General features: G+C 39.5%; 22 protein-coding genes. 7 read left to right on the top strand and 15 right to left on the bottom strand.

Going from position 1 to position 21856, the window contains the following annotated elements; translation table 11 throughout:
• Entirely contained in the window at window positions 1-633 is a 633-nt protein-coding gene (locus tag JP36_RS06455) for a class I SAM-dependent methyltransferase (protein ID WP_039173175.1), read from the top strand.
• A 23-nt stretch (window positions 634-656) separates the two neighbouring features.
• On the opposite strand, the gene cpdA is transcribed toward JP36_RS06455, so the two are convergent.
• The 4 genes from cpdA to JP36_RS06475 all read right to left on the bottom strand — a co-directional run bounded on the left by cpdA (window position 657) and on the right by JP36_RS06475 (window position 3321).
• Window positions 657-1484, bottom strand: coding sequence for a 3',5'-cyclic-AMP phosphodiesterase (gene cpdA, locus JP36_RS06460; protein ID WP_013746264.1), 828 nt, complete (start codon window positions 1482-1484; stop codon window positions 657-659).
• A gap of 140 nt (window positions 1485-1624) precedes the next feature.
• A complete protein-coding gene (gene nudF / locus JP36_RS06465; protein WP_013746265.1) occupies window positions 1625-2257 on the bottom strand; it encodes an ADP-ribose diphosphatase in 633 nt (210 codons plus the stop codon).
• A gap of 10 nt (window positions 2258-2267) precedes the next feature.
• Window positions 2268-2684 carry a phosphate-starvation-inducible protein PsiE gene (gene psiE, locus JP36_RS06470; RefSeq protein WP_081964351.1) on the bottom strand — a complete coding sequence of 139 codons (417 nt, stop codon included), beginning with the start codon at window positions 2682-2684 and terminating at the stop codon, window positions 2268-2270.
• Window positions 2685-2706: 22 nt separating this feature from the next.
• Window positions 2707-3321, bottom strand: a complete 615-nt coding sequence (locus JP36_RS06475; protein WP_039173181.1) for a 4'-phosphopantetheinyl transferase family protein — start codon at window positions 3319-3321, stop codon at window positions 2707-2709.
• Window positions 3322-3583: 262 nt separating this feature from the next.
• Between JP36_RS06475 and leuS the strand changes: the two genes are divergently transcribed.
• The 3 genes from leuS to holA all read left to right on the top strand — a co-directional run bounded on the left by leuS (window position 3584) and on the right by holA (window position 7835).
• Entirely contained in the window at window positions 3584-6166 is a 2583-nt protein-coding gene (leuS, locus tag JP36_RS06480; RefSeq protein WP_039173185.1) for a leucine--tRNA ligase, read from the top strand.
• 128 nt (window positions 6167-6294) lie between these two features.
• Window positions 6295-6786, top strand: a complete 492-nt coding sequence (gene lptE, locus JP36_RS06485; RefSeq protein WP_026211100.1) for an LPS assembly lipoprotein LptE — start codon at window positions 6295-6297, stop codon at window positions 6784-6786.
• 8 nt (window positions 6787-6794) lie between these two features.
• Entirely contained in the window at window positions 6795-7835 is a 1041-nt protein-coding gene (gene holA / locus JP36_RS06490; protein ID WP_052119455.1) for a DNA polymerase III subunit delta, read from the top strand.
• Here holA and mutT read toward each other — a convergent pair.
• From mutT to secM, 3 genes are all read right to left on the bottom strand, one after another.
• A complete protein-coding gene (gene mutT / locus JP36_RS06495; protein WP_039088782.1) occupies window positions 7832-8239 on the bottom strand; it encodes an 8-oxo-dGTP diphosphatase MutT in 408 nt (135 codons plus the stop codon). The genes holA and mutT overlap by 4 nt on opposite strands.
• A 56-nt stretch (window positions 8240-8295) precedes the next feature.
• On the bottom strand, window positions 8296-11013 hold the full coding sequence (gene secA, locus JP36_RS06500; RefSeq protein ID WP_039173190.1) for a preprotein translocase subunit SecA: 2718 nt from the start codon (window positions 11011-11013) through the stop codon (window positions 8296-8298).
• A gap of 68 nt (window positions 11014-11081) precedes the next feature.
• Window positions 11082-11414: a secA translation cis-regulator SecM gene (gene secM / locus JP36_RS06505; RefSeq protein ID WP_039134031.1), complete on the bottom strand. Its 333-nt coding sequence runs from the start codon at window positions 11412-11414 to the stop codon at window positions 11082-11084.
• Between the two features lie 90 nt (window positions 11415-11504).
• On the opposite strand from secM, the gene JP36_RS06510 reads away from it, so the two are divergent.
• Complete coding sequence (locus tag JP36_RS06510) at window positions 11505-11846, top strand: DciA family protein (protein ID WP_039173193.1); 342 nt, start codon at window positions 11505-11507, stop codon at window positions 11844-11846.
• Here JP36_RS06510 and JP36_RS06515 read toward each other — a convergent pair.
• The 7 genes from JP36_RS06515 to JP36_RS06545 all read right to left on the bottom strand — a co-directional run bounded on the left by JP36_RS06515 (window position 11806) and on the right by JP36_RS06545 (window position 17472).
• Complete coding sequence (locus JP36_RS06515) at window positions 11806-12705, bottom strand: Dam family site-specific DNA-(adenine-N6)-methyltransferase (RefSeq protein ID WP_052119456.1); 900 nt, start codon at window positions 12703-12705, stop codon at window positions 11806-11808. The two genes, JP36_RS06510 and JP36_RS06515, sit on opposite strands and share 41 nt — an antisense overlap.
• A 3-nt stretch (window positions 12706-12708) precedes the next feature.
• Window positions 12709-13800, bottom strand: a complete 1092-nt coding sequence (gene aroB, locus JP36_RS06520) for a 3-dehydroquinate synthase (RefSeq protein ID WP_039173196.1) — start codon at window positions 13798-13800, stop codon at window positions 12709-12711.
• A 34-nt stretch (window positions 13801-13834) separates the two neighbouring features.
• Window positions 13835-14362, bottom strand: coding sequence for a shikimate kinase AroK (gene aroK, locus JP36_RS06525; protein ID WP_013746277.1), 528 nt, complete (start codon window positions 14360-14362; stop codon window positions 13835-13837).
• 219 nt (window positions 14363-14581) lie between these two features.
• Window positions 14582-15724, bottom strand: coding sequence for a type IV pilus secretin PilQ (gene pilQ, locus JP36_RS06530; protein WP_052119457.1), 1143 nt, complete (start codon window positions 15722-15724; stop codon window positions 14582-14584).
• Window positions 15724-16254: a hypothetical protein gene (locus tag JP36_RS06535; protein WP_039173199.1), complete on the bottom strand. Its 531-nt coding sequence runs from the start codon at window positions 16252-16254 to the stop codon at window positions 15724-15726. Before JP36_RS06535 ends, pilQ begins: the two co-directional genes overlap by 1 nt.
• On the bottom strand, window positions 16254-16808 hold the full coding sequence (locus JP36_RS06540; RefSeq protein WP_039173202.1) for a hypothetical protein: 555 nt from the start codon (window positions 16806-16808) through the stop codon (window positions 16254-16256). Before JP36_RS06540 ends, JP36_RS06535 begins: the two co-directional genes overlap by 1 nt.
• Window positions 16798-17472 carry a hypothetical protein gene (locus JP36_RS06545; protein ID WP_234702160.1) on the bottom strand — a complete coding sequence of 225 codons (675 nt, stop codon included), beginning with the start codon at window positions 17470-17472 and terminating at the stop codon, window positions 16798-16800. Before JP36_RS06545 ends, JP36_RS06540 begins: the two co-directional genes overlap by 11 nt.
• 201 nt (window positions 17473-17673) lie before the next feature.
• On the opposite strand from JP36_RS06545, the gene JP36_RS06550 reads away from it, so the two are divergent.
• A complete protein-coding gene (locus JP36_RS06550) occupies window positions 17674-20235 on the top strand; it encodes a penicillin-binding protein 1A (RefSeq protein WP_039173207.1) in 2562 nt (853 codons plus the stop codon).
• 35 nt (window positions 20236-20270) lie between these two features.
• Here the strand turns inward: JP36_RS06550 and JP36_RS06555 are convergent, their stop codons facing one another.
• Window positions 20271-21254 (bottom strand): Asd/ArgC dimerization domain-containing protein, encoded by a 984-nt coding sequence (locus tag JP36_RS06555; protein WP_039173211.1) that lies wholly within the window; start codon window positions 21252-21254, stop codon window positions 20271-20273.
• Between the two features lie 66 nt (window positions 21255-21320).
• Between JP36_RS06555 and ybaK the strand changes: the two genes are divergently transcribed.
• Window positions 21321-21797, top strand: a complete 477-nt coding sequence (ybaK, locus tag JP36_RS06560; RefSeq protein ID WP_021460939.1) for a Cys-tRNA(Pro) deacylase — start codon at window positions 21321-21323, stop codon at window positions 21795-21797.
• Window positions 21798-21856 lie beyond the last annotated feature (59 nt).

Below are 21856 nucleotides of genomic sequence, written 5' to 3' on the forward strand. Positions count from 1 at the left end.
ATGGCTTCTTCGCAACGTTGGGATATTTACAGCAAAATTTATAATCTCTTTTTACAAGCTGCCGATGGAATGCGTAGAAGCCAGTTTGCTCTTCTGGATCAACATAACATCTGGTTGAGCGCGCCCCAATCGGTCTATATCGCCGGTGCCGGAACCGGTTTAGATCTCCCCTATTTAACCTCAAGATTATCTGAAAAAAGCCACTTAACCTTGGTGGATTTCTCGTCGTCAATGCTGCAAAAAGCGGAAATCTTAATTCAAAAGCACAATTACCCTTGGCAGATTGAAACCAAAGTCGGTCGTGCGGAACAAAGTGGATTGCCGGATCAAAGTTGCGATTTAGTGATAATGCACCTGATTTTAGCGGTAACTTCAACGCCGGAACAACTGCTGTCAGAAGCGGTTCGCATTTTAAAACCGAATGGCGTGATTTCACTTTGGGATAAGTTTCTAGCTGATGATCAACAACCGTCCTGTGTTCGTAACGGCTTTGATCGGATTACAACTGCGTTAGGGACAACCATTAATTTACGTCTGAATGATCTGATTGCTGATTTACCGCTTAAAATCGAACAGCGTAATTTCTGTCATTGGGGCTTAATGCAACAAGTGGTATTACGAAAAACAACGTAATACCACCTACTCGCTCCTCAATGTTAATAGCCGTTCATATTATCTTTCGGCAAAAACACTTTATCTTTAATGCGATGCACCTTAGTTTCCAAACGTCCATCAGGATATAAGCTGATTTCACGCCAACCCGGCTGTAGGTTATCCAAAGTGAAATAAGCACAATCCGGTTTAAACTGGATACAGGTAGACGGCGTTGCAAACACCGGAATGCCTTGCCAAACTGCATTCACTTCCTGATGAATATGCCCATAAACTATCGCTTTAATGTTTTTGTGTTTTGCCAAAATTTCAGAAAAATCATATGGATTGCGCAAATTATGCTGATCCAACCAAGCTGAATTTGTCGGCAAAAGATGGTGATGCAATACAATCAGAGTGTTCCGATCCGGATAAAGTGATAAACGTTGTTCCAGCCATTTCAACTCTTCTTCACTCAACATTCCGTGCGGTACGCCATATAACTGACTATCCAACAGAATCACTTGCCAACTCTCGCCCAACAACAGATGTTTTTCCGGCTGAATAACGGCTTTATAAAGATCAAATACCGCTTCCATTTTCGGTTGGAAATCGTGGTTACCGGGAATCCAAAAGATTTTTTTGCCCAGCTGCACAATTTCTTTCACGAAACGGTGATAACCCGCTTCACTGTTATCTTGCACAAAATCCCCTGTTGCAAGAATATAATTGCTCTCAAATCCGGATTTTTTTATCTCACTCAACACCTGTCGAAAACTGTCAAAGGTATTAATACCTAATAATTCACCGTCTTCATCTGCAAACAGGTGAGGGTCCGTTACCTGGAGCAATTTTATTACACCAGCCGATTCGTCACGAAATAGATCTGACATAATGTCTCCTTTCATTAATTCAAATTACTATCTCTACTTTAGACAATTCCATAAAAAAGTCAGCAGCTAAATTATAAAAGTGTTAGTTTACGCACATTTTTTATTGTTTTTTATTCAGAAAATGCTCACTTGTTCACAAATTAACACCATTTCTGTTGCAATTTTTTATAGTTCAACTGCAACCACTGTAACCCAATCACAGCAACACCGTTATCAATTCTGCCTTGTTCCAACCATTGGTAAGCGGTCGCTCGGCTGACAACGTGTACGCGAATATCCTCATTTTCTTCCGCTAAACCGTGAATACCGCCCACTTTGGTTGAATCTACTTTGCCGGCAAAAAGATGGATGCGCTCCGCCATTCCGCCCGGGCTATCCCAAAATTGCATAATCGGCATTACTTCAGTTAAATGCACGCCTGCCTCTTCTTCACTTTCACGAACAGCAACGCCTGCCGGCTGTTCTCCGGTTTCGATCATTCCTGCGACTAATTCCAATAACCAAGGTGATGATGGCGATTTCGGATCAATCGCACCAATCCGAACTTGCTCGACCAAAACAACATTATCCAGTTGCGGATCATAAAGTACGACGGCTGTTGCTTCATTTTTAGCAAGCAGTTCTCGCGTAACAATACCGCTCATTTCTCCGGAAAAAAGTTTGTGACGAAATTTAACCCGTTTCATCGTATAAAAGCCTTTAAATACGACCTCATCACTGACAATTTCAATATCTTTTTGCCCATATTGTTGAATAAATTTATCGTCTGACATTTTTAATCTCCTAATTTTTCTTCTCTGCGACATTGGCTAAAAACAGTGCAATCACCATTAATAAAATCGCCGCTGCCACCGCCAATGTTCCTAGCGAACTTGAGTGATCGACAATGATCAGCCTGATCATTGCCGTAATTCCGATATATAGAAAATAACGTAATGGGAAATGGAAGCCGGCGGTAAAATATTTCACAATCAGAGCTAAAAACTCAAAATAGAGAAAATAGACCACGATTCGTTCCGCCAACACATAGGCAATCGTGGTGTCACTTGCCTTCAACACAATAATCTGCCCCAATTCAAATGTCTGTTTGCCCAGTAAAATCACCAAAATTACCGACAATACCACCAAAGCAATATTTAAAATCCACTGCAATACGCCGGCAAATTTTCGCCCGAAAGCGTGTGGATCCAATTTATTTATTTATTTATTTGTTCTTCTGTCATTACAATTTCCTATTAATCACTCGATAACGTTTTAATTTTACCTTCTGTTGCAGCAAGGATGCGTTTTTTTCTTGCCAACAAAAACAGTGTGATATTGTGCCACTTCCTTGTACAAAGCAAGCTAAATAAAAAGGCAATTCCTGTGCAAAAAAAAGTTGCCCGTTTGGTGCCTCTTGGGTAAAAAAACAACTATTTTCCGGCTCAAACCGCACTTTTGAAATAGCACCGATTCCCCGCCCTTTCGCTTTTAAAATCGCCTCACGAGCACACCAAGTCAAATAAAAAGCCTCATCCTGCTTTTGCTGCGATTGCCACCACGCTATTTCTGTTTTTGAGGCATAATAATGCAATAAACGTTCAAAATTTCTTACCCTCAACGGATGCTCAATATCAATTGCCACCGACTCATTATGCGCTCGTTGTACTAAAATCACTGCCACCCAATCCCCGGAATGGCTTAAATTAAAATCAAATTGCGGTGCATTAAAATGCGGTCTGCCCTGTTGATCCTTTTCAATTCCTTGAGCAAAAACCTGTTCTTGCCCAAGCTGCTGCAATAATTTCCATAATAAAAAATAACCGATTTTGCGCTGCCTTTGTTTATTAGGTGCCATTGAAGTGTGCTTAAAAATCGTGCTTAGATACGAGATCGGTGGCAAAAGGTGAAATGGATAAGATTGATGAATATTTCCCCAAACAACAAAAACCTGCGACATAATGAAAGAGATGTGCATAAAACATAGTGCAAGTGTACTCAAATTCGGCGCCAATACCAATAATATTTCTATTAATTACCTAGATTTTAAGCTATTCTATACCACATTTTTTAATATCATTTTTCATTTCAAATTTCAGTACTCATAGGACAACTTTATTATGCAAGAACAATATCGTCCCGACTTAGTCGAGAGTCGTATTCAAAAATACTGGCAAGATAATAAAACCTTTAAAGTTCAACCCGATCCAAGCAAAGAAAAATATTACTGCTTATCAATGTTCCCTTATCCTTCCGGTCGTTTACATATGGGGCACGTTCGTAATTACACTATCGGCGATGTTATTTCCCGTTACCAACGAATGAACGGCAAAAATGTATTGCAGCCTATCGGTTGGGATGCTTTCGGTTTACCGGCAGAAAATGCAGCAATTAAAAATAAAGCAGCGCCGGCAACTTGGACTTACGATAATATCGAATATATGAAAAACCAACTGAAGATGTTGGGCTTCAGTTATGACTGGGATCGCGAAATTGCGACCTGTAAACCTCAATATTACAAATGGGAACAGTGGTTTTTCACTGAATTATATAAAAAAGGGTTAATTTATAAGAAAACCTCTACCGTTAACTGGTGTCCGAATGACCAAACCGTATTGGCAAATGAGCAGGTAAACGACGGTTGCTGCTGGCGCTGTGATACGCCGGTGGAACAAAAAGAGATCCCACAATGGTTTGTCAAAATTACCGATTATGCTGAACAACTGTTGCAAGGATTGGATCAGTTGCCTGAATGGCCGGATCAAGTAAAAGCGATGCAGCGCAACTGGATTGGTCGTTCCGAAGGGGTTGAAATTACCTTTAAAATGCAAGATAGCGATGAAACTGTAACCGTTTATACTACCCGTCCGGATACGTTCTACGGTGTGTCTTATCTTGCCGTGGCTGCCGGACATCCACTGGCGGAACAAGCCGCGAAAAACAATCCTGAATTAGCGCAATTTATCCAAGAATGCCGAAATACCAAAGTGGCAGAAGCGGAATTGGCGACAATGGAGAAAAAAGGGATGTTTACCGGTCGTTATGCACTTCACCCGATTACCGGTGAGGCTGTGCCGGTTTGGATCGCTAATTTCGTTTTAATGCATTACGGTACCGGTGCGGTGATGGCTGTGCCGGCACACGATCAACGCGACTATGAATTTGCGCAAAAATATCATTTACCGTTAAAACCGGTGATTGCACCGCTTGACGGTTCAGAATTGGATCTATCCAAAGCCGCTTACACCGAACACGGTGTTGCCATTAATTCTGCTGAATTCAATGGCTTAGATTTTGAACAGGCTTTTAATGGCATTGCCGATAAATTGGAAGCGATGGGCGTGGGTAAACGCCAAGTGAACTATCGGTTACGCGATTGGGGAGTTTCTCGCCAACGCTATTGGGGAACACCAATCCCGATGCTCACCTTAGAAAACGGTGATGTTGTGCCGGTGCCACTAGCAGATTTGCCAGTCGAGTTGCCGGAAGATGTGGTAATGGACGGAGTGCAAAGTCCGATTAAAGCCGATCCGAATTGGGCAAAGACCACTTACAACGGTCAACCTGCGTTGCGTGAAACCGATACTTTCGACACCTTTATGGAGTCATCTTGGTATTATGCTCGTTATACTTGCCCACAATATCAACAAGGTATGTTAAACAGCGAAGAAGCGAATTATTGGTTGCCGGTGGATCAATATATTGGTGGAATTGAACACGCCACAATGCACCTGCTTTATTTCCGCTTCTATCATAAATTATTGCGTGATGCCGGTTTACTTGCTTGTGATGAACCTGCAACTAAACTTTTATGTCAAGGAATGGTGTTGGCGGATGCCTTCTATTACACTTCAGAAACAAACGAACGCATTTGGGTATCACCAACCAAAGTGACTATTACTCGCGATGAAAAAGGTCGTATTATCAAAGCAGTTGATCCAGAAGGTCACGAATTGGTTCACGCCGGGATGACCAAAATGTCGAAATCGAAAAATAACGGTATCGATCCGCAAGAAATGGTAGAAAAATATGGCGCGGATACGGTTCGTCTATTTATGATGTTTGCCTCTCCGGCAGAAATGACTTTGGAATGGCAAGAATCCGGAGTCGAAGGCGCTAACCGCTTCTTACGCCGTTTGTGGAAATTAACTTATGATTATTTACAACAGCCGGCCACTGTTGAACTTGATCCGAAAGCGTTAAGCGCAGATCAAAAAGCATTACGTCGTGATCTACATAAAACCATTGCTAAAGTGAGCGATGATATTGGTCGTCGTCAAACTTTCAACACCGCCATTGCTGCCATTATGGAGTTAATGAATAAACTCACTAAAGCACCATTGGTGCAAGAGCAAGATCGTGCGGTAATGAAAGAGGCGTTAAATGCGGTGATTAAGATGCTTTATCCAATCACGCCGCATATCTGCTTCCAATTATGGCAAGATCTCGGCAATCAAGATAATATTGATTTTGCGCCGTGGGTTATTGCCGATCAGCAGGCGATGGTCGATGAAGAAAAATTGGTTGTAGTTCAGGTTAATGGTAAAGTTCGCGGAAAAATTACTGTTGCGGCAAGTGCTTCCGAAGAAGAGATCAAAACTGCAGCAATGGCGGATGAAAATGTACAAAAACACTTAGACGGTTTAAATATCGTTAAAGTGATTTATGTGCCTGGCAAATTGCTCAGTTTCGTTGCTAAATAAAAGCAATCATCAACGTGCCACCGCATTAAACGGCGGTGGCACATTACAGTAATCTTAATACTTTAGTTGGAAGTTATTATTTAACCTCACTTGCAACGATTATTAAGATGTCAATGAATAAGGAGATTTTGATGCATAAACTAAAATATATTTTCGCCTTGTCTGCGACATTGTTACTCTCTTCTTGCGGTTTCCACTTTGCTAATGACCAACTTTCACAAAAACTTTTTAAAGAAGTCAAACTCAGCAGTGGCGACAAATACAGCGATATTGCCATTGCAATGCGCAAAGAATTGCGTACCCACGGTGTTACTTTGGTTGAAGAAGGAAATGTTCCGACATTAAAATTAAACGGTTCTACCAGCAGTGATGAAGTGGTGTCTGTCTTTAAACAAGGCCGTGAAGCGGAATCCTTACTTTCTTTATCCGTAAGTGCATCTTTGCAAATGCCGGATAAAAAGCAATATCCAATAGAAGTGCAAGTTTCGCGTACATTTTTTGACAACTCTCGTGCCGCATTAGCAAAAAATGCGGAACAGCAACTAATCCGTAATGATATGTACAAGCAGGCGGCACAACAAATTTTAATCAAAATGATCAGTATCCAACAACAATACTAATCTCAATTATGATAATACGGATCTTTGCCAACCAACTTGTCCACACATTGCAACAAAAAACCTATCCTGCATATTTGTTGGTTGGGCAAGATCCATTGTTGATTGAAGAAAGCAAATATCACCTTTTTCAATTCGGCAAACAGCAAGGAGCAACACAAAAACAGGAAATCGTTATCGATAGTAATACTGATTGGGCAACACTCTTTACCGATCTACAAACTTTCGGTTTATTTTCACAACAACAGATTTTCCTTTTTACTTTGCCGGATAATATTAACGCCCAGTTACAACAGCAATTACAACAGCTAGTTTCTTTGTTGCATTCCGACATCATCGCTATTTTTCAAATCGCAAAACTGACCACTACCATCGAAAAACAGGCGTGGTTCAAAACATTAGAACAGTTCAAAACATTGCAAATCAATTGCCAAACACCCACTTTGGAACAGTTGCCGCAATGGATTCAGCAACGCGCTAAGATGATGGAATTAAGCATTGATAACGAAGCCGTCGAGCTGCTCGCTTACAATTATGAAAATAATTTAGCGGCATTAAAACAGACGCTGCAGCTAATGCAACTGCTTTATCCGCAACAAAAAATTACGCTAATAAATGCCGGGCAATGTATTGAACAATCTGCTGTTTTTACGCCGTTTCAATGGATTGATGCCATTTTGCAAGGCAAAAAATATCGTTGTATCCGCATTTTAGAACAGCTACAAAATGAAGGCGATATTCAGCCAGTAATGTTATTGCGTATTTTGCAAAAGGAATTACTCCTTTTATTACGGCTTGGCAGTGATGACAACATAAAAATTAAAAATACGCAACAAATGTTAAACTCCCAGTTGTTACGTCAAAAATTTGATCAATACAAAATTTGGAAAAACAGACGACCACTTTATAGTGCAGCCATCCAACGCTTAAATTATCATCGCTTATACGATGCCATTCAGCATTTAGCTGCCATCGAAAAAGCAATCAAACAACAGGGTGATGAAAACAGTTGGCAAGCATTACAACAACTTACCGTAAAACTTGCCGCCTAATCAGCTTCTGTTTCAGCCAACAATCGTTGAATAATTTTCACATTTGCCGGTGGAAATTGCCCGACATCCAACTCTTTCTGTTCCAACCAAAAACCCTCTTGCCCTTCCCGACCAAAAGGCTCGCCAACCCATTCATCCACTAAATAGAAATAGAACGAAATTCTTTTACTCGGATACTCAAACTCGAAATGCTCGTATAATTTTGCGTGCAATACAAAAATACCGATTTCCTCTTCCAGTTCTCGTTTTAATGCCTGTTCCGGTGTTTCACCTTTATCCACTTTACCGCCGGGGAACTCCCAAGACTGCGCAAAATCCTTTCCCTCTAATCGTTGAGTTAAATAGATCTGTTTGAATTCATTACGAATAATGCCTGCCGACACTTTTACCAATGGCTTCTTCACATTCAATTACCTCTTATAAGAATAAGGCTTCACGCTAAGTGAAGCCTCACAATTATTTACTGGATACGTCCGTGACAATGTTTATATTTTTTGCCCGAACCGCAAGGGCAAGGTTCATTTCTGCCGATTTTACGTTTTGGATGAGAAAAATCCTCATCTCCGGCTATACTGTTCTCTGCCGCATCCTCGCCACTGTGATACTGAATATGTGCCTGTTCGGCAGCACGCTGCGCAGCATCCATTCTGGCTTTTTCAGCCGCCTCAATTTCCTCTTGAGTACGTACCTGAACTTTGGTCAAAATGCTAACCACATTAAACTTCAATGTTTCCAACATTTCCGTAAACATTTGGAAAGATTCTTTCTTGTATTCCTGTTTCGGATCTTTTTGTGCATAACCGCGTAAATGAATGCTCTTACGCAAATAGTCCATTGCGGCAAGATGTTCTTTCCATAGTTCATCTAGGGTTTGTAACATTACGCCTTTCTCAAAATTGCGCATTGTTTCTGCGCCGACCAACGATTCTTTATTTTTATACTCGTCCACTGCAATTTGAATAATGCGTTCACGTAAGGTTTCTTCGTGCAGATTGTGATCTTCATCCAACCATTTCGAGATTGGCAAATCCATATTGAAATCTGACTTCAAGCGTTTTTCTAGTCCTTCTACATCCCAAAGTTCCTCCAAAGATTGTGGTAGGATATATTGATCAATGACGTGATTGAAAACATCTTCACGAATCACATCAATCGTTTCGGAAATATCATCATTTTCCAACAATTCATTACGCTGTGCATAAATGGCGTGGCGTTGATCGTTGGCAACATCATCAAACTCAAGCAGATTTTTACGTCCGTCAAAGTTATGCGCTTCCACTTTTGCTTGGGCAGAAGCAATCACTTTGGTCAACATTTTAGATTCCATCGCCTCACCCGGTTCGGAAAATGCTTTGCGCATTAAGTTCAACTTACCTTCATTCAAGTAAATCCGCATCAATGCATCATCCAAAGAGAGATAAAAACGAGAAGAACCCGGATCTCCTTGTCGTCCAGAACGACCTCGTAACTGGTTGTCAATTCTACGAGATTCGTGACGTTCCGTACCAATAATATGCAAACCACCCGCTTTCATCACTATATCGTGACGTTCCTGCCACGCTTTTTTAATCTCTTCGATCTGTTCTTCAGTCGGATTTTCCAATTTTGCCACTTCTGCTTTCCAGTTACCGCCTAACACAATGTCGGTACCACGACCTGCCATATTGGTAGCAATAGTCACCGCTCCTGGATAACCGGCATCCGCAACAATTTCCGCTTCTTGGGCGTGGAATTTTGCATTCAACACATTATGTTTAATGCCCTCTTTTTTCAAAATATCAGATAACAATTCTGATTTTTCGATAGATACTGTCCCAACCAAAACTGGCTGTTGGCGAGCAACACAATCTTTAATATCTTCCACAATGGCTTGAAATTTATCCGCTTCATTTTTAAACATTAAATCTGTTCTATCATCACGAATCATTGGCTTATTTGTTGGAATAACAATGGTCTCCAAACCATAAATTTGTTGGAATTCAAAGGCTTCGGTGTCGGCTGTACCGGTCATTCCTGCTAATTTTTCATATAAACGGAAGTAGTTTTGGTAAGTAATAGATGCAACCGTTTGATTTTCACTTTGAATCTGAACCCCCTCTTTTGCTTCAATGGCTTGGTGCAAACCGTCAGACCAACGACGTCCAGCCATTGTGCGTCCAGTGTGTTCATCAACAATGATCACTTCTCCATCTTTCACAATATAATCCACATCACGCTCGAATAAAGCGTGAGCACGCAACGCAGCATAAACGTGATGTAAAAGGGTAATTTTTGAAGGTGAATAGAGAGACTCGTCCTCTTTCATCAAACCGGCCTGTACCAGTAATTTTTCGATTTTAATTTGACCTCGTTCGGTCAAATAGGCCTGTTTATTTTTCAAATCAACAGTAAAATCACCATCGCCTTGGTACTCATCGCTATCCTCTTTATCCTGTTTAATTAATTGAGGGATTAATTTATTGATCGCGATATAGAGATCGGAACTGTCTTCTGCCTGTCCGGAAATAATTAATGGCGTACGTGCTTCATCAATCAAAATTGAGTCAACTTCATCGACCAACGCATAATATAGTGGACGTTGAAAACGTTCGTGCATTGTATGTGCCAGATTATCTCTTAAATAATCAAAACCTAATTCACTATTAGTCGCATAAGTAATATCCGCCGCATAAGCCGCTCGTTTTTCTTCGGGCAATAAACCTGGTACATTGACCGCTACTGTCATTCCTAAAAACTCAAAAAGTGGGCGGTTAGTTTCCGCATCACGTCGTGCAAGGTAATCATTAACGGTTACCACGTGTACGCCTTTACCAGTTAACGCATTAAGATAACAAGGTAATGTTGCAGTTAACGTTTTACCTTCACCTGTACGCATTTCTGCAATACAACGATTATTCAACACCATTCCGCCGATTAACTGAACATCAAACGGACGTAACCCCAAAACACGTTTACTCGCTTCACGCACGGTAGCAAAAGCTTCCGGCAGCAATTGTTCCAATGTTTCACCTTTTTCCAAACGATCACGAAACTCTGCTGTTTTTGCTTTTAGCTGCTCATCGGAAAGAGCTTCAAATTCAGGTTCTAATTTATTAATTAAATGCACACGCTTATTTAAGCGACGCAAAATACGGTCATTACGACTTCCAAAAAGTTTTCTTGCAATAGCTGATAACATAATAATTTCTTTTTCAAAATAGAATAAATACCTTACCGGTTACCTTTCACCGATACCTACATCATAAACTAAACTATTGGTTTAGGCCCGGCACGAATAAGAATTTGGTAACGATTAAGATGCTGAGGACGATTCTGCACCACCGAATATTGAACCGGTTGCATTCTACTTTTTTGCCGGATAACTTCTATTTGCTGCAACTGTTTTTTTAATGCAACAAACTGCAAATTTATCTGCTGTGATTCAATGCTAATAACAGATTGATTCGCTTCCGGTTGCAATGGAATAACCTGATTAGGCTGCTCGCTGTGAATCGGCAAAAACAGTAACGTTAGCAAACTTAGAATCAAGCGATGCCAGGCTGTTTTTTTTCCGATTTTCAATGAAAAAAGATAATTCACTACAATACCTAATAAAACTGGTTAAAATGGAAAAGATTATAAAATAGTTGCGTTATAATAGCATAAAATTCACTGACGGAAGGGGCGGAAATGTCATTAAATGATAAGAAACAGATTAGAAATCAAAAAACATTGAATGTGAATGAAATTTTACAACACTCCTCGCTTTCTGGGCTGTTAGAGCAACACCAAAAACGGCAACAATTTTATCGCAATATTGAACAATGCATTCCAACTCAATTCCGAGGTCAGATCCGTATTGCTCAATACAATGAAGAAAAAATTTTATTCCACGTTGCCAACGGCAGTGTACGACAAGCATTACTGCTTCAACAGGCTCAACTACTCCGTAGCATCAACACGCTTTATCCTGATATCAAACAACTCGAATTTAAGGTGATTCCGACAATGCCGCTCTCATCTGCTGTTTAGCTTGCCATTTTTGCAAATTTTGCTTTTCAAAAACCGCGATCAACTCTTTCACTTTAATGCGTTTTTCTCCGGAATGGCTGATCGAGCGCTGCACATTAATGCGCTTAAACCTTGCCCCTTGATAAATACGGCGTGTAAAAACGGTATCGTGATTAGAGATCATCACCAGTGCATTATGCTGCTGGGCGGTCTGTTTGGATAACTCAGCCAACTCTTGCTGCTGGGTTAAACCGAAATCATTGCCGGCATAACGGGTAAAATTACTCTCCTGCTTTATCGGCGCATAAGGCGGATCGCAGTAGATCACACTGTTCTCACTTGCAGCGGCAAATGTTTGCTGAAAAGAGGCACAGATAAACTCTGCTTTCTGCGCTTTTTCTGCAAAATAGTGCAATTCCTTCTCCGGAAAATAGTGCTGACTATAACTGCCAAAGGGCACATTGAACTCATTTTCGCTGTTATAACGACATAGCCCGTTAAAACCAAAACGATTTAAATAGAGAAAAATTATTGCTCGTAACCAGCGATCATCGCTCTGATTAAAGAGTGCTCTTAATTGGTAATAACGTGTTGCCGTATTTGCTTCAGGATGTATAAAAAGCGAACGACTCTCTTTGATATAAGTATTAACGTCCGCCTTCACAATATTGAAGAGATTGATCAAATCGGGATTAATATCCGCCAGTAAATAATGATCAAAATCACTATTTAAAAAGACGGTTCCTGCCCCGACAAAAGGTTCTATTAATTGCGTCTTTCCTTTCGGATAAAGACGCTTAATATCATCAATAACGCGATATTTACCACCTGCCCACTTCAGAAAAGAGCGGTATTTTGGCATCAGGATCTTTGACGGCATAAATTAATGCGGTTTAATGCAGTCTTGGATTGATTGCAACACCAGTGCTTTATCCACATCCGATGTTACATAAGCACTTCCCAGTGATTTTAATAAAATCAAACGAAGTTTTCCTGCCAACACTTTTTTGTCGCGCATCATATGCGGCAAATAGTCATCTGCCGTCATTTCATCCGGAGAGTGTACCGGCAAATCAACCTGTTGCAACAGATGTTGTAAACGTGAAATATCACCAACGGAAAGATCGTCTAAATGATGAGAAAGATATGCCGCCATCATCATTCCGGCAGCAACAGCTTCACCATGAAGCCATTTACCGTAACCAAGATGGGTTTCAATCGCGTGACCAAAAGTATGACCTAAATTAAGCAACGCTCTTTCACCTTGCTCAGTTTCATCTTTTGCTACGGTTAACGCTTTTAACTCACAGCAACGTTGAATGCAGTACTGCAAAGCACTCGGCTGCAACTGAATTAATTCATCAATATGCTGCTCCAACCAAACAAAGAAATCATAATCTAGAATCGCACCATATTTAATCACTTCTGCCAATCCGGCACTCACTTCTCTGCTCGGCAAAGTACTCAACGTATCTGTATCAATAATAACTTTACTTGGTTGATAAAATGCACCAATCATATTTTTACCAAGCTCGTGATTGACCGCTGTTTTGCCGCCAACAGAGGAATCCACTTGCGCCAATAGTGTGGTTGGAACCTGAATAAAACGAACACCACGTTGATACGACGCTGCTGCATAACCGGCAATATCACCAATCACGCCACCGCCTAGTGCTAATATGGTAGTATCACGACCGTGTTTTGCTTCCAACAAAGCCGTGAAAATCTGATTTAAAGATGCCAATGTTTTATACTGCTCACCATCATTTAATAGCACTTCATCAACTACGCACCCTAGCTGTTGCAACGTATTTTTCACCGTAGTTAAATAAAATTTTGCAACAGTCGGATTGCTGACAATCATTACCTTATCGCCTGCTTTCAAAGGAGAATAATGGCTAGGATCGGATAATAATCCACTACCAATCGCAATCGGATAACGACGCTCTTTAAGTTCTACATATACATTGACCATTTTTCTATCCTTAATTCAAGCTACAAGCTATCGATTAGCCGGCAAAATTTTCTAATAAATCGATAATATTATTTGCCATTAATTTAGCACTTTGATCATCTGTCTGCAGTGTAATGTCTGCAATTTCTTCATACAACGGCGTACGAATTTTAGCCAAATCTTCCAATACTTTACGCGGATCTTCCACACCCTGTAATAGAGGACGTTTTTTATCACGCAAAGTACGTTGATGTTGTTTTTCCACTGTAGTTTCTAAATAAATCACAATACCACGCGCTGAAAGATGATTGCGATTTTCTTTAGACATCACTGCACCGCCGCCGGTCGATAAAACAATGCCTTGACGTTGAGTCAATTCATTAATAATGCGTTCTTCTCTTTTTCTGAACCCTTCTTCGCCCTCAACATCAAAAATCCAACCGATATCAGCACCTGCTCGCTGTTCAATTTCAGTATCAGAATCCACAAAATCCATACTTAGCAGTTGAGCAAGTTGACGACCAATCGTACTTTTCCCTGCTCCCATCGGGCCAATTAAAAAAATATTTCTTTTTTCCGCCATTTTTATCGTTCTTAAGGTTTAAAAATTATGAATAGTTTGATCTTTGAATATTGTAACACTCACACACAATGTTGTTTTTATTACAAAAGAAAAAGAATACCGAAGTATTCTTCATAATTACAACACTCAAAAGATCCCCTAGACCTCGAATGTTTATTGAGATAGTTCAATATTATCTCAAGAAATGGGATTATATTTCAACCTTGCATTGTATTTTTATCAAAGATTGTTTCCTTGTATAAAATCCTGTTTCCGCTTTTGATAATTTTCTATCGTTTCTTGGGAATTATGAATAATTCTTGGCGTAATAAAAATCACCAGTTCACGTTTCTGATGACGCTCCGATTTGCTACTAAATAACTTGCCTAATCCGGGAATATCCCCCAACAACGGCACTTTATTTTCACCTTTTCCTATCAGATCGTGAAAAATACCACCCAACACCACAGTTTCTCCATCTTTCACCAACACTTGCGATTGCACTTCCTGTTTATCAATCGTTACCACTTGCCCGGCACCATAAGGGATACTCGCACCTGCCGAATTCTGTGTTACCACCAGATCCAGCGAAATCACGCCTTGATGCAGCACTTGTGGAGTCACTTCCAAACCCAATACTGCTTCTTTAAATTCAATATGAGTACGACTGCTACGTTCTGTATCATCTTCGATAACATAAGGAATTTCAGAACCTTGCTTAATCGATGCCTTTCTTTGGTTAGATGTCAACAAATGTGGGCTGGCAATAATTTCCACATTATTTTCCTGTTCCAACGCTTTTAACTCTAAATCCAACAGCCGTCCGTGAATTTTCGCCACCTGTAATGCAATAGATGCAGCCTCCGAACTCGTTGAAAAATTAACATTTAAATGAGAACTTAAATTTTCCAAGCCAAAACTATCAAATTTAGCCGCCACTTTGTGAAAATTATCCGCATCACTAAACATTCCCCAACGAACGCCAAGCTCATTTAAACTTTCATTATTAATCGTCACTATACGTGCCTCTATGGCAATCTGCTTACCCGGTTTATCCAGTTGAGAAATTAACTGTTTAAATTTTTGTATCTGCTGTTTATCCCCTTTTACCAACAATAAATTGTTACTCGGCTCGACACTAAATCCGCTCAAACCAGACAAAAGCCCATTTCCGTTTTCATTAAAAATTTTATATAATTCATTCACTTGTATATATTTCACAGCAATTGCTTCAAATTCATCTGTTGAAGCCAAATTTTTATCCTCTATCAATTCAGGCATTATGTTCGCCTCTTCCGCAAAAAAAGGATCTGGTATCACTTTTTGGCTCCAACCGTTCAATGAAATCATCATACAAACCACGAGTATTATGCCTTTCTTCATTAATGGAACTCCTCTGCAAATAACTGAATAGAAATATGTAATACACGCGGTAACATCGGATCACGCTCCAGCTTCACTGAAGAAACTGCCCATTCCGCCAAAATAGATTGAAACAACAAATCAAGATTCATAATAAATTGTTGAAATTCCATATAAATTTGTAATTCTACTTTCACTGTTTCATTGTTATTAACCTGCATTTCAAAAGGAATATTTCCCATATCAGATGCGAACTGTGATAATTGCTGATGAAGATCGGATAATTTTTGCGTATTTTGTTTAGAACTTAAACGCTCACTCACACGTTTTTGCAATACTGTAAGTATCTGTTGCTGCTGATCTGTTTTTAAACGTAAATTAGCAATCTGTTGTGAAAAATCAGCTATCTGCTGCGAACGTTGCCAACTTTGCCACAAAGGATAATCACAAATAAAAATAAAAAGAAACAGCCATCCACAAGCTAACCAATAATGCGGCAAATTTAAGCAATACCAATACACACCTTTTGGATATTTCGTACCAAGTTCCATCACTCCTCCTTGCTTTTGCTAAAATCCAATTTGAAGCGATATAACTTCTGTTCGTCCGGTATCAATTCATTGCTTAAAAAAGTTATCGGATAGGGCCACTTTGCAAGCAGATGTTGTTGCAATGCATAAAATGATTGCTGATCAATTTTTTCTCCGCTTAACATAAAAACAGTGCTGTTCCGCTGTTCTTGGCTAAAAGGATTAATCTCAATTCTCACCAAATTTAACAACGCACCGTTAAGTGGTAAATGCGACAAATTTGTCATAAAAAAGTTGATATCATCCAATGACAACTTCTCTAGTTTGACCTGATTACTGAGTATTTTTCGCTGGTGTAGCTGTTTATTTTCTATTTGTTGTAATTGTCGACTTAATTCCTGATATGAACTTTTTAATTGATTCAGTGAAAGCCGTTGTTGCCGTTCATATTGCAAACCCAAATACCAAATCGTTGCTGACAAGATAATTAACAACAACACTAATAGTAAAAGCCGACGTAATCTTTGCCGATACAATGGAGAGCGCCAATCTAATAAATTAATCTCATTTCGCACTGATATCTTCTCCCCATAATGCACATCCCAAACTTAAAAAAGCATACTGCGCTTTTGGCTCTAATAGTATGTAATTTTTCGGCAACTCAATTTGAGATAAGTTACTCTCTTTGGACTGCTCTTGGTAAATCACCATTTTGGAAAAGCGATTAGAAAAACGTTCCTGAAAACGGATCCAACTTTGTTCCAACGAAGATTGACTGACCACTATTTCTGTTTTTAACGAAGAATACAGGATAAATATCGTCTGTTCAGCGCAATAACAATATAGCAATGTTTCTGTCTTATCCGGTTGAATTTCATAATAAAATGCTCGCAACAACACTCTAGGCAATACATCCAAAATATTCAGATCAAATTGTCGATACTTAGCCAGTTCCACTTCTGCATTTTTTTGTTTAACCACATAAAGATCTATCTGTTGTCCTTGATACACATAATCAAACCAGATCGGCATTCCATCGTTGGGTACGTCATTCTCCAACATTGAATAAACCTGTTGCGCAACCTCGTATTGTGTTAATGCTTGCGGGCAGAGATAACGTTTATGCCAAACTAAATGTATCGGTAACACGGAAATATAAAGTAAATGTTTTACTTCAATTTGGAACTGTTGGGAAAGCAGTTTTTCCAGCTGCATACGATCTTCAACTTTCCCACACACAAGTTCACCATCTTGCTTAAAAAAAGAGTAGAAAAAACAATTATCTATAAAAACGATTCCGACTTTAACCAATTTTGAGGATACTTTTTTTCGTGGAGCAAAAGGAACTTTCATCGTATAATCAACATCCAATTTTACAAACATAAGCTCAATTTACTTTTTTTTCACTTATATCACATCAATACAGAGAGTCATTTTTCGATGAAGATCGCAAAATTAATATTTAGTTCTATTTTAACTGTATTTGTACTGGGCTGCGTTGCTTGCGGCTTATTTTACTTTCATATCAAATCACAACTTCCTGATGTCAGCGAATTAAAAAATGTTGAATTACAACAACCTATGCAAATTTTTACTGCTGACGGAAAACTGATTGGCGAAATTGGTGAACAACGCCGCATTCCGGTAACACTAGATAAAATTCCGCAACAGATGATCAATGCGGTTATCGCTACCGAAGATAGTCGTTTCTATGAACATCACGGATTAGACCCTATCGGCATTGCACGTGCGCTTAAAGTGGCAATCACTTCCGGCGGAGCTTCTCAAGGTGCCAGCACTATTACACAGCAAGTAGCACGGAACTTTTTCCTTACTCCGGAAAAAAAATTAATGCGTAAAATCAAAGAAGCCGTGCTTGCTATAGATATTGAAAATAATCTCAGCAAAGATGAAATTTTAGAACTCTATCTCAACAAAATTTATTTAGGTTATCGTGCTTATGGTGTTGCGGCGGCAGCACAGACCTATTTTGGCAAAAGCTTAGATCAACTTACACTTAGCGAAATGGCAATGCTTGCCGGCTTGCCCAAAGCGCCGTCAACAATGAATCCACTTTACTCCTTAAAACGAGCAACTGATCGTAGAAATGTTGTACTGGCACGAATGCTAGATGAAAAATATATTACTGAAGAACAGTACCAACAGGCACTCAAGGAACCGATTATCGCTAACTATCACGGTTCAAAACTTGAATTACACGCTGATTATGTGGTGGAAGCTGTACGTCAAGAAATGGTGAAATTATATGGTGAAGAGCAAGCTTATACTAAAGGATATCAAGTATTTACGACCATTAACTCACAAGATCAAATAAATGCACAAAATGCATTGCGGAATAATCTTCTTGCCTATGATATGCGACACGGTTATCGCAAAAATGTAACTTTATGGAAAGCAAACGAAACAGCGTGGGATAAAGAACATATTATCGTTTTTTTGAATCAACAACCAAATGTGAAACCGTTACAGCCAGCGGCAGTTTTAGAAGTGAAAAACAATAAAGCGCAGGTCTTACTTGCTAACGGCGAAAACATTACATTAGATCAAAATGCTGTGAAATGGGCTGGATCTATCAATAAAATTCTACATAGTGGTGATATGATCTGGTTAATGCAAAACGACAAACAGCAATGGTTATTACGCCAAATTCCTTTGGCTAATTCCGGAATGGTTTCTTTAAATAGCACCAATGGCGCTATCGAAGCAATGGTCGGCGGTTTTAGTTTCGCACTCAGCAAGTTTAATCGTGCCACTCAATCGATGGTTCAAGTTGGCTCTTCAATTAAACCATTTATTTATGCTGCCGCTTTAGACAAAGGACTGACTTTGGCAACAATTCTAAACGATGCTCCTATTACCTTACGAAAAGCAGGACAAGCACCTTGGCAACCGAAAAACTCACCGAATGTATTTAATGGCCCATTGCGTTTGCGTGTCGGGCTAGGCTTATCTAAAAATGTAATGATGGTTCGTGCCGTTAATATGGTCGGAATTGATTACATTGCTGATTATTTACAGCGTTTCGGCTTTCAAAAAAATCAATATGCTGCTACCGAAGCTTTAGCACTAGGTGCGGCTTCGTTCACTCCTTTAGAAATGGCTCGTGGTTACGCTGTTTTTGATAATGGTGGTTTCTTAATCGATCCTTATTTAATCCAATCGATTAAAGACAATAACGGTCAAGAAATTTTTACAGCGAAACCGAAAATTGCCTGTTTCCAATGTAGCGATAAACAAATCCCAGTCATCTATGGTGATGTTAAACCAATAGATTTTCTCTCCGTTAAAGTGGATAACTCGGCAACAGAAAATACTCCGCTCGATACTTCACTATCTAACCTTTCTGTTGATGAGGATAATAGCGAAGCCGTTCCAGATGTACCGGAATTAAATACTAACAATGTGCAATTAGAAAATGCGCCGAGTTTATTAGGTAAAAATGAGTCTAAAGATAATACCTCTCAAACAGAATTTGCTCCGCGTGTATTAAGCGGTAAATTAGCCTTTTTAATTCGCAGTGCATTAAACTCCGGTATTTACGGTGAACCCGGTGGCGGTTGGGTTGGTACCAGTTGGCGTGCAAAATCGATTGGACGTCCTGATATAGGTGGGAAAACTGGAACTACCAACAACTCAAAAGTAGCTTGGTATGTCGGTTTTGGTGCAGATTTAGTCACTTCCGTTTATATCGGTTTTGATGACAATAAATTTGACTTAGGGCGCGGCGAATCCGGCGGTAAATCAGCAATGCCAGCTTGGGTCGATTATATGACCAACGCATTAAAACCGTTACCGGTACGTGAAGATCCTATGCCTGAAGGGGTGATTCAAAAACGAATTTCAATGCAAAACGGGATGTTGACCGACTCAGGTGGTAGAATGGAATATTTCATTGAAGGCACTGAACCGACACAATATTATGTGCCGGAGCAGGGCAATAAAATCATCAATAACAAAGGTGAAGTGAAAGAGTTGTTCTAAAGAGATAAGAGGGCTATCACTGATAGCCCTATTTTTTAATCATTTTCAAGCAAGAGCTGTAATAGCTCAATCGCCAATCTTGCCCGACCAAAACCGCGTTCATCACTCACCAACCAGAAACTTAATTTCTCCTGTTCTGTATTAACTTGGCTGATATGCAATAACGGCAACGCTTCGCCATTTTCCTCAATTTCACCGTTTAAAACCGGTGTCATCAATTGTTCGGCGTGATAGCGTAATAAATCATCCTGTTGCCAAACTAAAGGAATATCAACCTCATTAAACTCATAGCCGACAACTGTTACCATCTGAGATAAGCCATAAAAAACGGGTACTTGAATACTATGTTCAATAAATTGTCCATTAAATTCTGGTAAAATTTTCTGTAATAACAGTTGATCTTTAATGCTCTCCTCCTGGTTATCAATCGGACTAACATTAAACGCTAACCGTTGTTGATCTTCATTTAGCGGAATGCCGTTTAACAATTGTGCGGTTTGTCCAACCAACTCTCTTACTTTTTCCTCGCCTTTATAGGTCATTGGCAATAAAGAAGTTACCATTATCTGAACTAACTGATATTGCTGCAAAATCGGTTTTAACGCCAATGCTAATTGAGAAATCTGCGGATTAGGCAATGAAACAATATTGCGCTGTCTAACCGCCTGCAACGCTTCATTATTCACTCCTGGAACAACCGCCGGAATATCATTTAGATAAGCACAAATTCCCAACACATCAATCACTATACAACCGGCTTCTGCTGCAGTTGCCACATAAGTTACCTGAGGCAAAGAACCAGCAAATAATAAATAATCATAATTTGCCCAATCGACATCACCAAAACCAAGCTGTTCAACATATTTGTTGTTGAAGCGAATATTCTGTTCCTCTGAAAATTTTTCCGCTTCAATAACAGTGATCGACAAATTGGATAAAGCGCTTTGTTCCAAAATCGTTACCAATTTCTCTGCCAACGAAAAATCAGCCGCAATGGCAATATTTAAACTTGAATTCATTTTCTTCTCCGTGATACGCTGATGCACCTATTTTAACAATTAAAAATTATCACGGGAACGTTTTCAATGACTCCTGCAATCAATCTACTAAAAAAGAAAAAAATTCCATTTACACTTCATCAATATGAACACGATGCTAATAACACCCATTTTGGGCAAGAAGCCCTAGAAAAACTGAATCTCTCACCGCTACAGACCTTCAAAACATTGCTTGTTTCCATCAATAATGATGATAAACATCTCGCTGTAATGGTTGTACCAATTTCTTATAACTTAAGTCTCAAAAAAGGTGCAAAAGCCTTGGGCGTTAAGAAAATCGAAATGGCAGACAAGCATATTGCAGAAAAAAGCACAGGATATCTTGTCGGCGGTATTAGCCCATTAGGACAGAAAAAAGTACTACCTACTATCATTTCCGCAACTGCACAACAATTTGAAACGATTTTTGTATCGGGTGGCAAACGTGGCATTGATATTGAAATTAATCCTTCGGATTTAGCTACTTTATTACGTGCTGATTTTGCAGATATCAATGATGAATAAAACTTTTTAGTTCAAGCTCCTCTTTTTAGATTATTTTTCAATCATATTGTTTCTGATTA

Origin of the sequence: Gallibacterium genomosp. 1 (genome assembly GCF_000771875.1) — a bacterium.
Lineage (GTDB): Bacteria > Pseudomonadota > Gammaproteobacteria > Enterobacterales > Pasteurellaceae > Gallibacterium.

Coding starts and splice junctions, on each gene's coding strand:
- JP36_RS06455 (WP_039173175.1), top strand. CDS start 1: ATGGCTTCTTCGCAACGTTGGGATATTTACAGCAAAATTTATAATCTC.
- cpdA (WP_013746264.1), bottom strand. CDS start 1,484: ATGTCAGATCTATTTCGTGACGAATCGGCTGGTGTAATAAAATTGCTC.
- nudF (WP_013746265.1), bottom strand. CDS start 2,257: ATGTCAGACGATAAATTTATTCAACAATATGGGCAAAAAGATATTGAA.
- JP36_RS06475 (WP_039173181.1), bottom strand. CDS start 3,321: ATGGCACCTAATAAACAAAGGCAGCGCAAAATCGGTTATTTTTTATTA.
- leuS (WP_039173185.1), top strand. CDS start 3,584: ATGCAAGAACAATATCGTCCCGACTTAGTCGAGAGTCGTATTCAAAAA.
- holA (WP_052119455.1), top strand. CDS start 6,795: ATGATAATACGGATCTTTGCCAACCAACTTGTCCACACATTGCAACAA.
- secA (WP_039173190.1), bottom strand. CDS start 11,013: ATGTTATCAGCTATTGCAAGAAAACTTTTTGGAAGTCGTAATGACCGT.
- JP36_RS06510 (WP_039173193.1), top strand. CDS start 11,505: ATGTCATTAAATGATAAGAAACAGATTAGAAATCAAAAAACATTGAAT.
- JP36_RS06515 (WP_052119456.1), bottom strand. CDS start 12,705: ATGCCGTCAAAGATCCTGATGCCAAAATACCGCTCTTTTCTGAAGTGG.
- aroB (WP_039173196.1), bottom strand. CDS start 13,800: ATGGTCAATGTATATGTAGAACTTAAAGAGCGTCGTTATCCGATTGCG.
- aroK (WP_013746277.1), bottom strand. CDS start 14,362: ATGGCGGAAAAAAGAAATATTTTTTTAATTGGCCCGATGGGAGCAGGG.
- pilQ (WP_052119457.1), bottom strand. CDS start 15,724: ATGAAGAAAGGCATAATACTCGTGGTTTGTATGATGATTTCATTGAAC.
- JP36_RS06535 (WP_039173199.1), bottom strand. CDS start 16,254: ATGGAACTTGGTACGAAATATCCAAAAGGTGTGTATTGGTATTGCTTA.
- JP36_RS06550 (WP_039173207.1), top strand. CDS start 17,674: ATGAAGATCGCAAAATTAATATTTAGTTCTATTTTAACTGTATTTGTA.
- JP36_RS06555 (WP_039173211.1), bottom strand. CDS start 21,254: ATGAATTCAAGTTTAAATATTGCCATTGCGGCTGATTTTTCGTTGGCA.
- ybaK (WP_021460939.1), top strand. CDS start 21,321: ATGACTCCTGCAATCAATCTACTAAAAAAGAAAAAAATTCCATTTACA.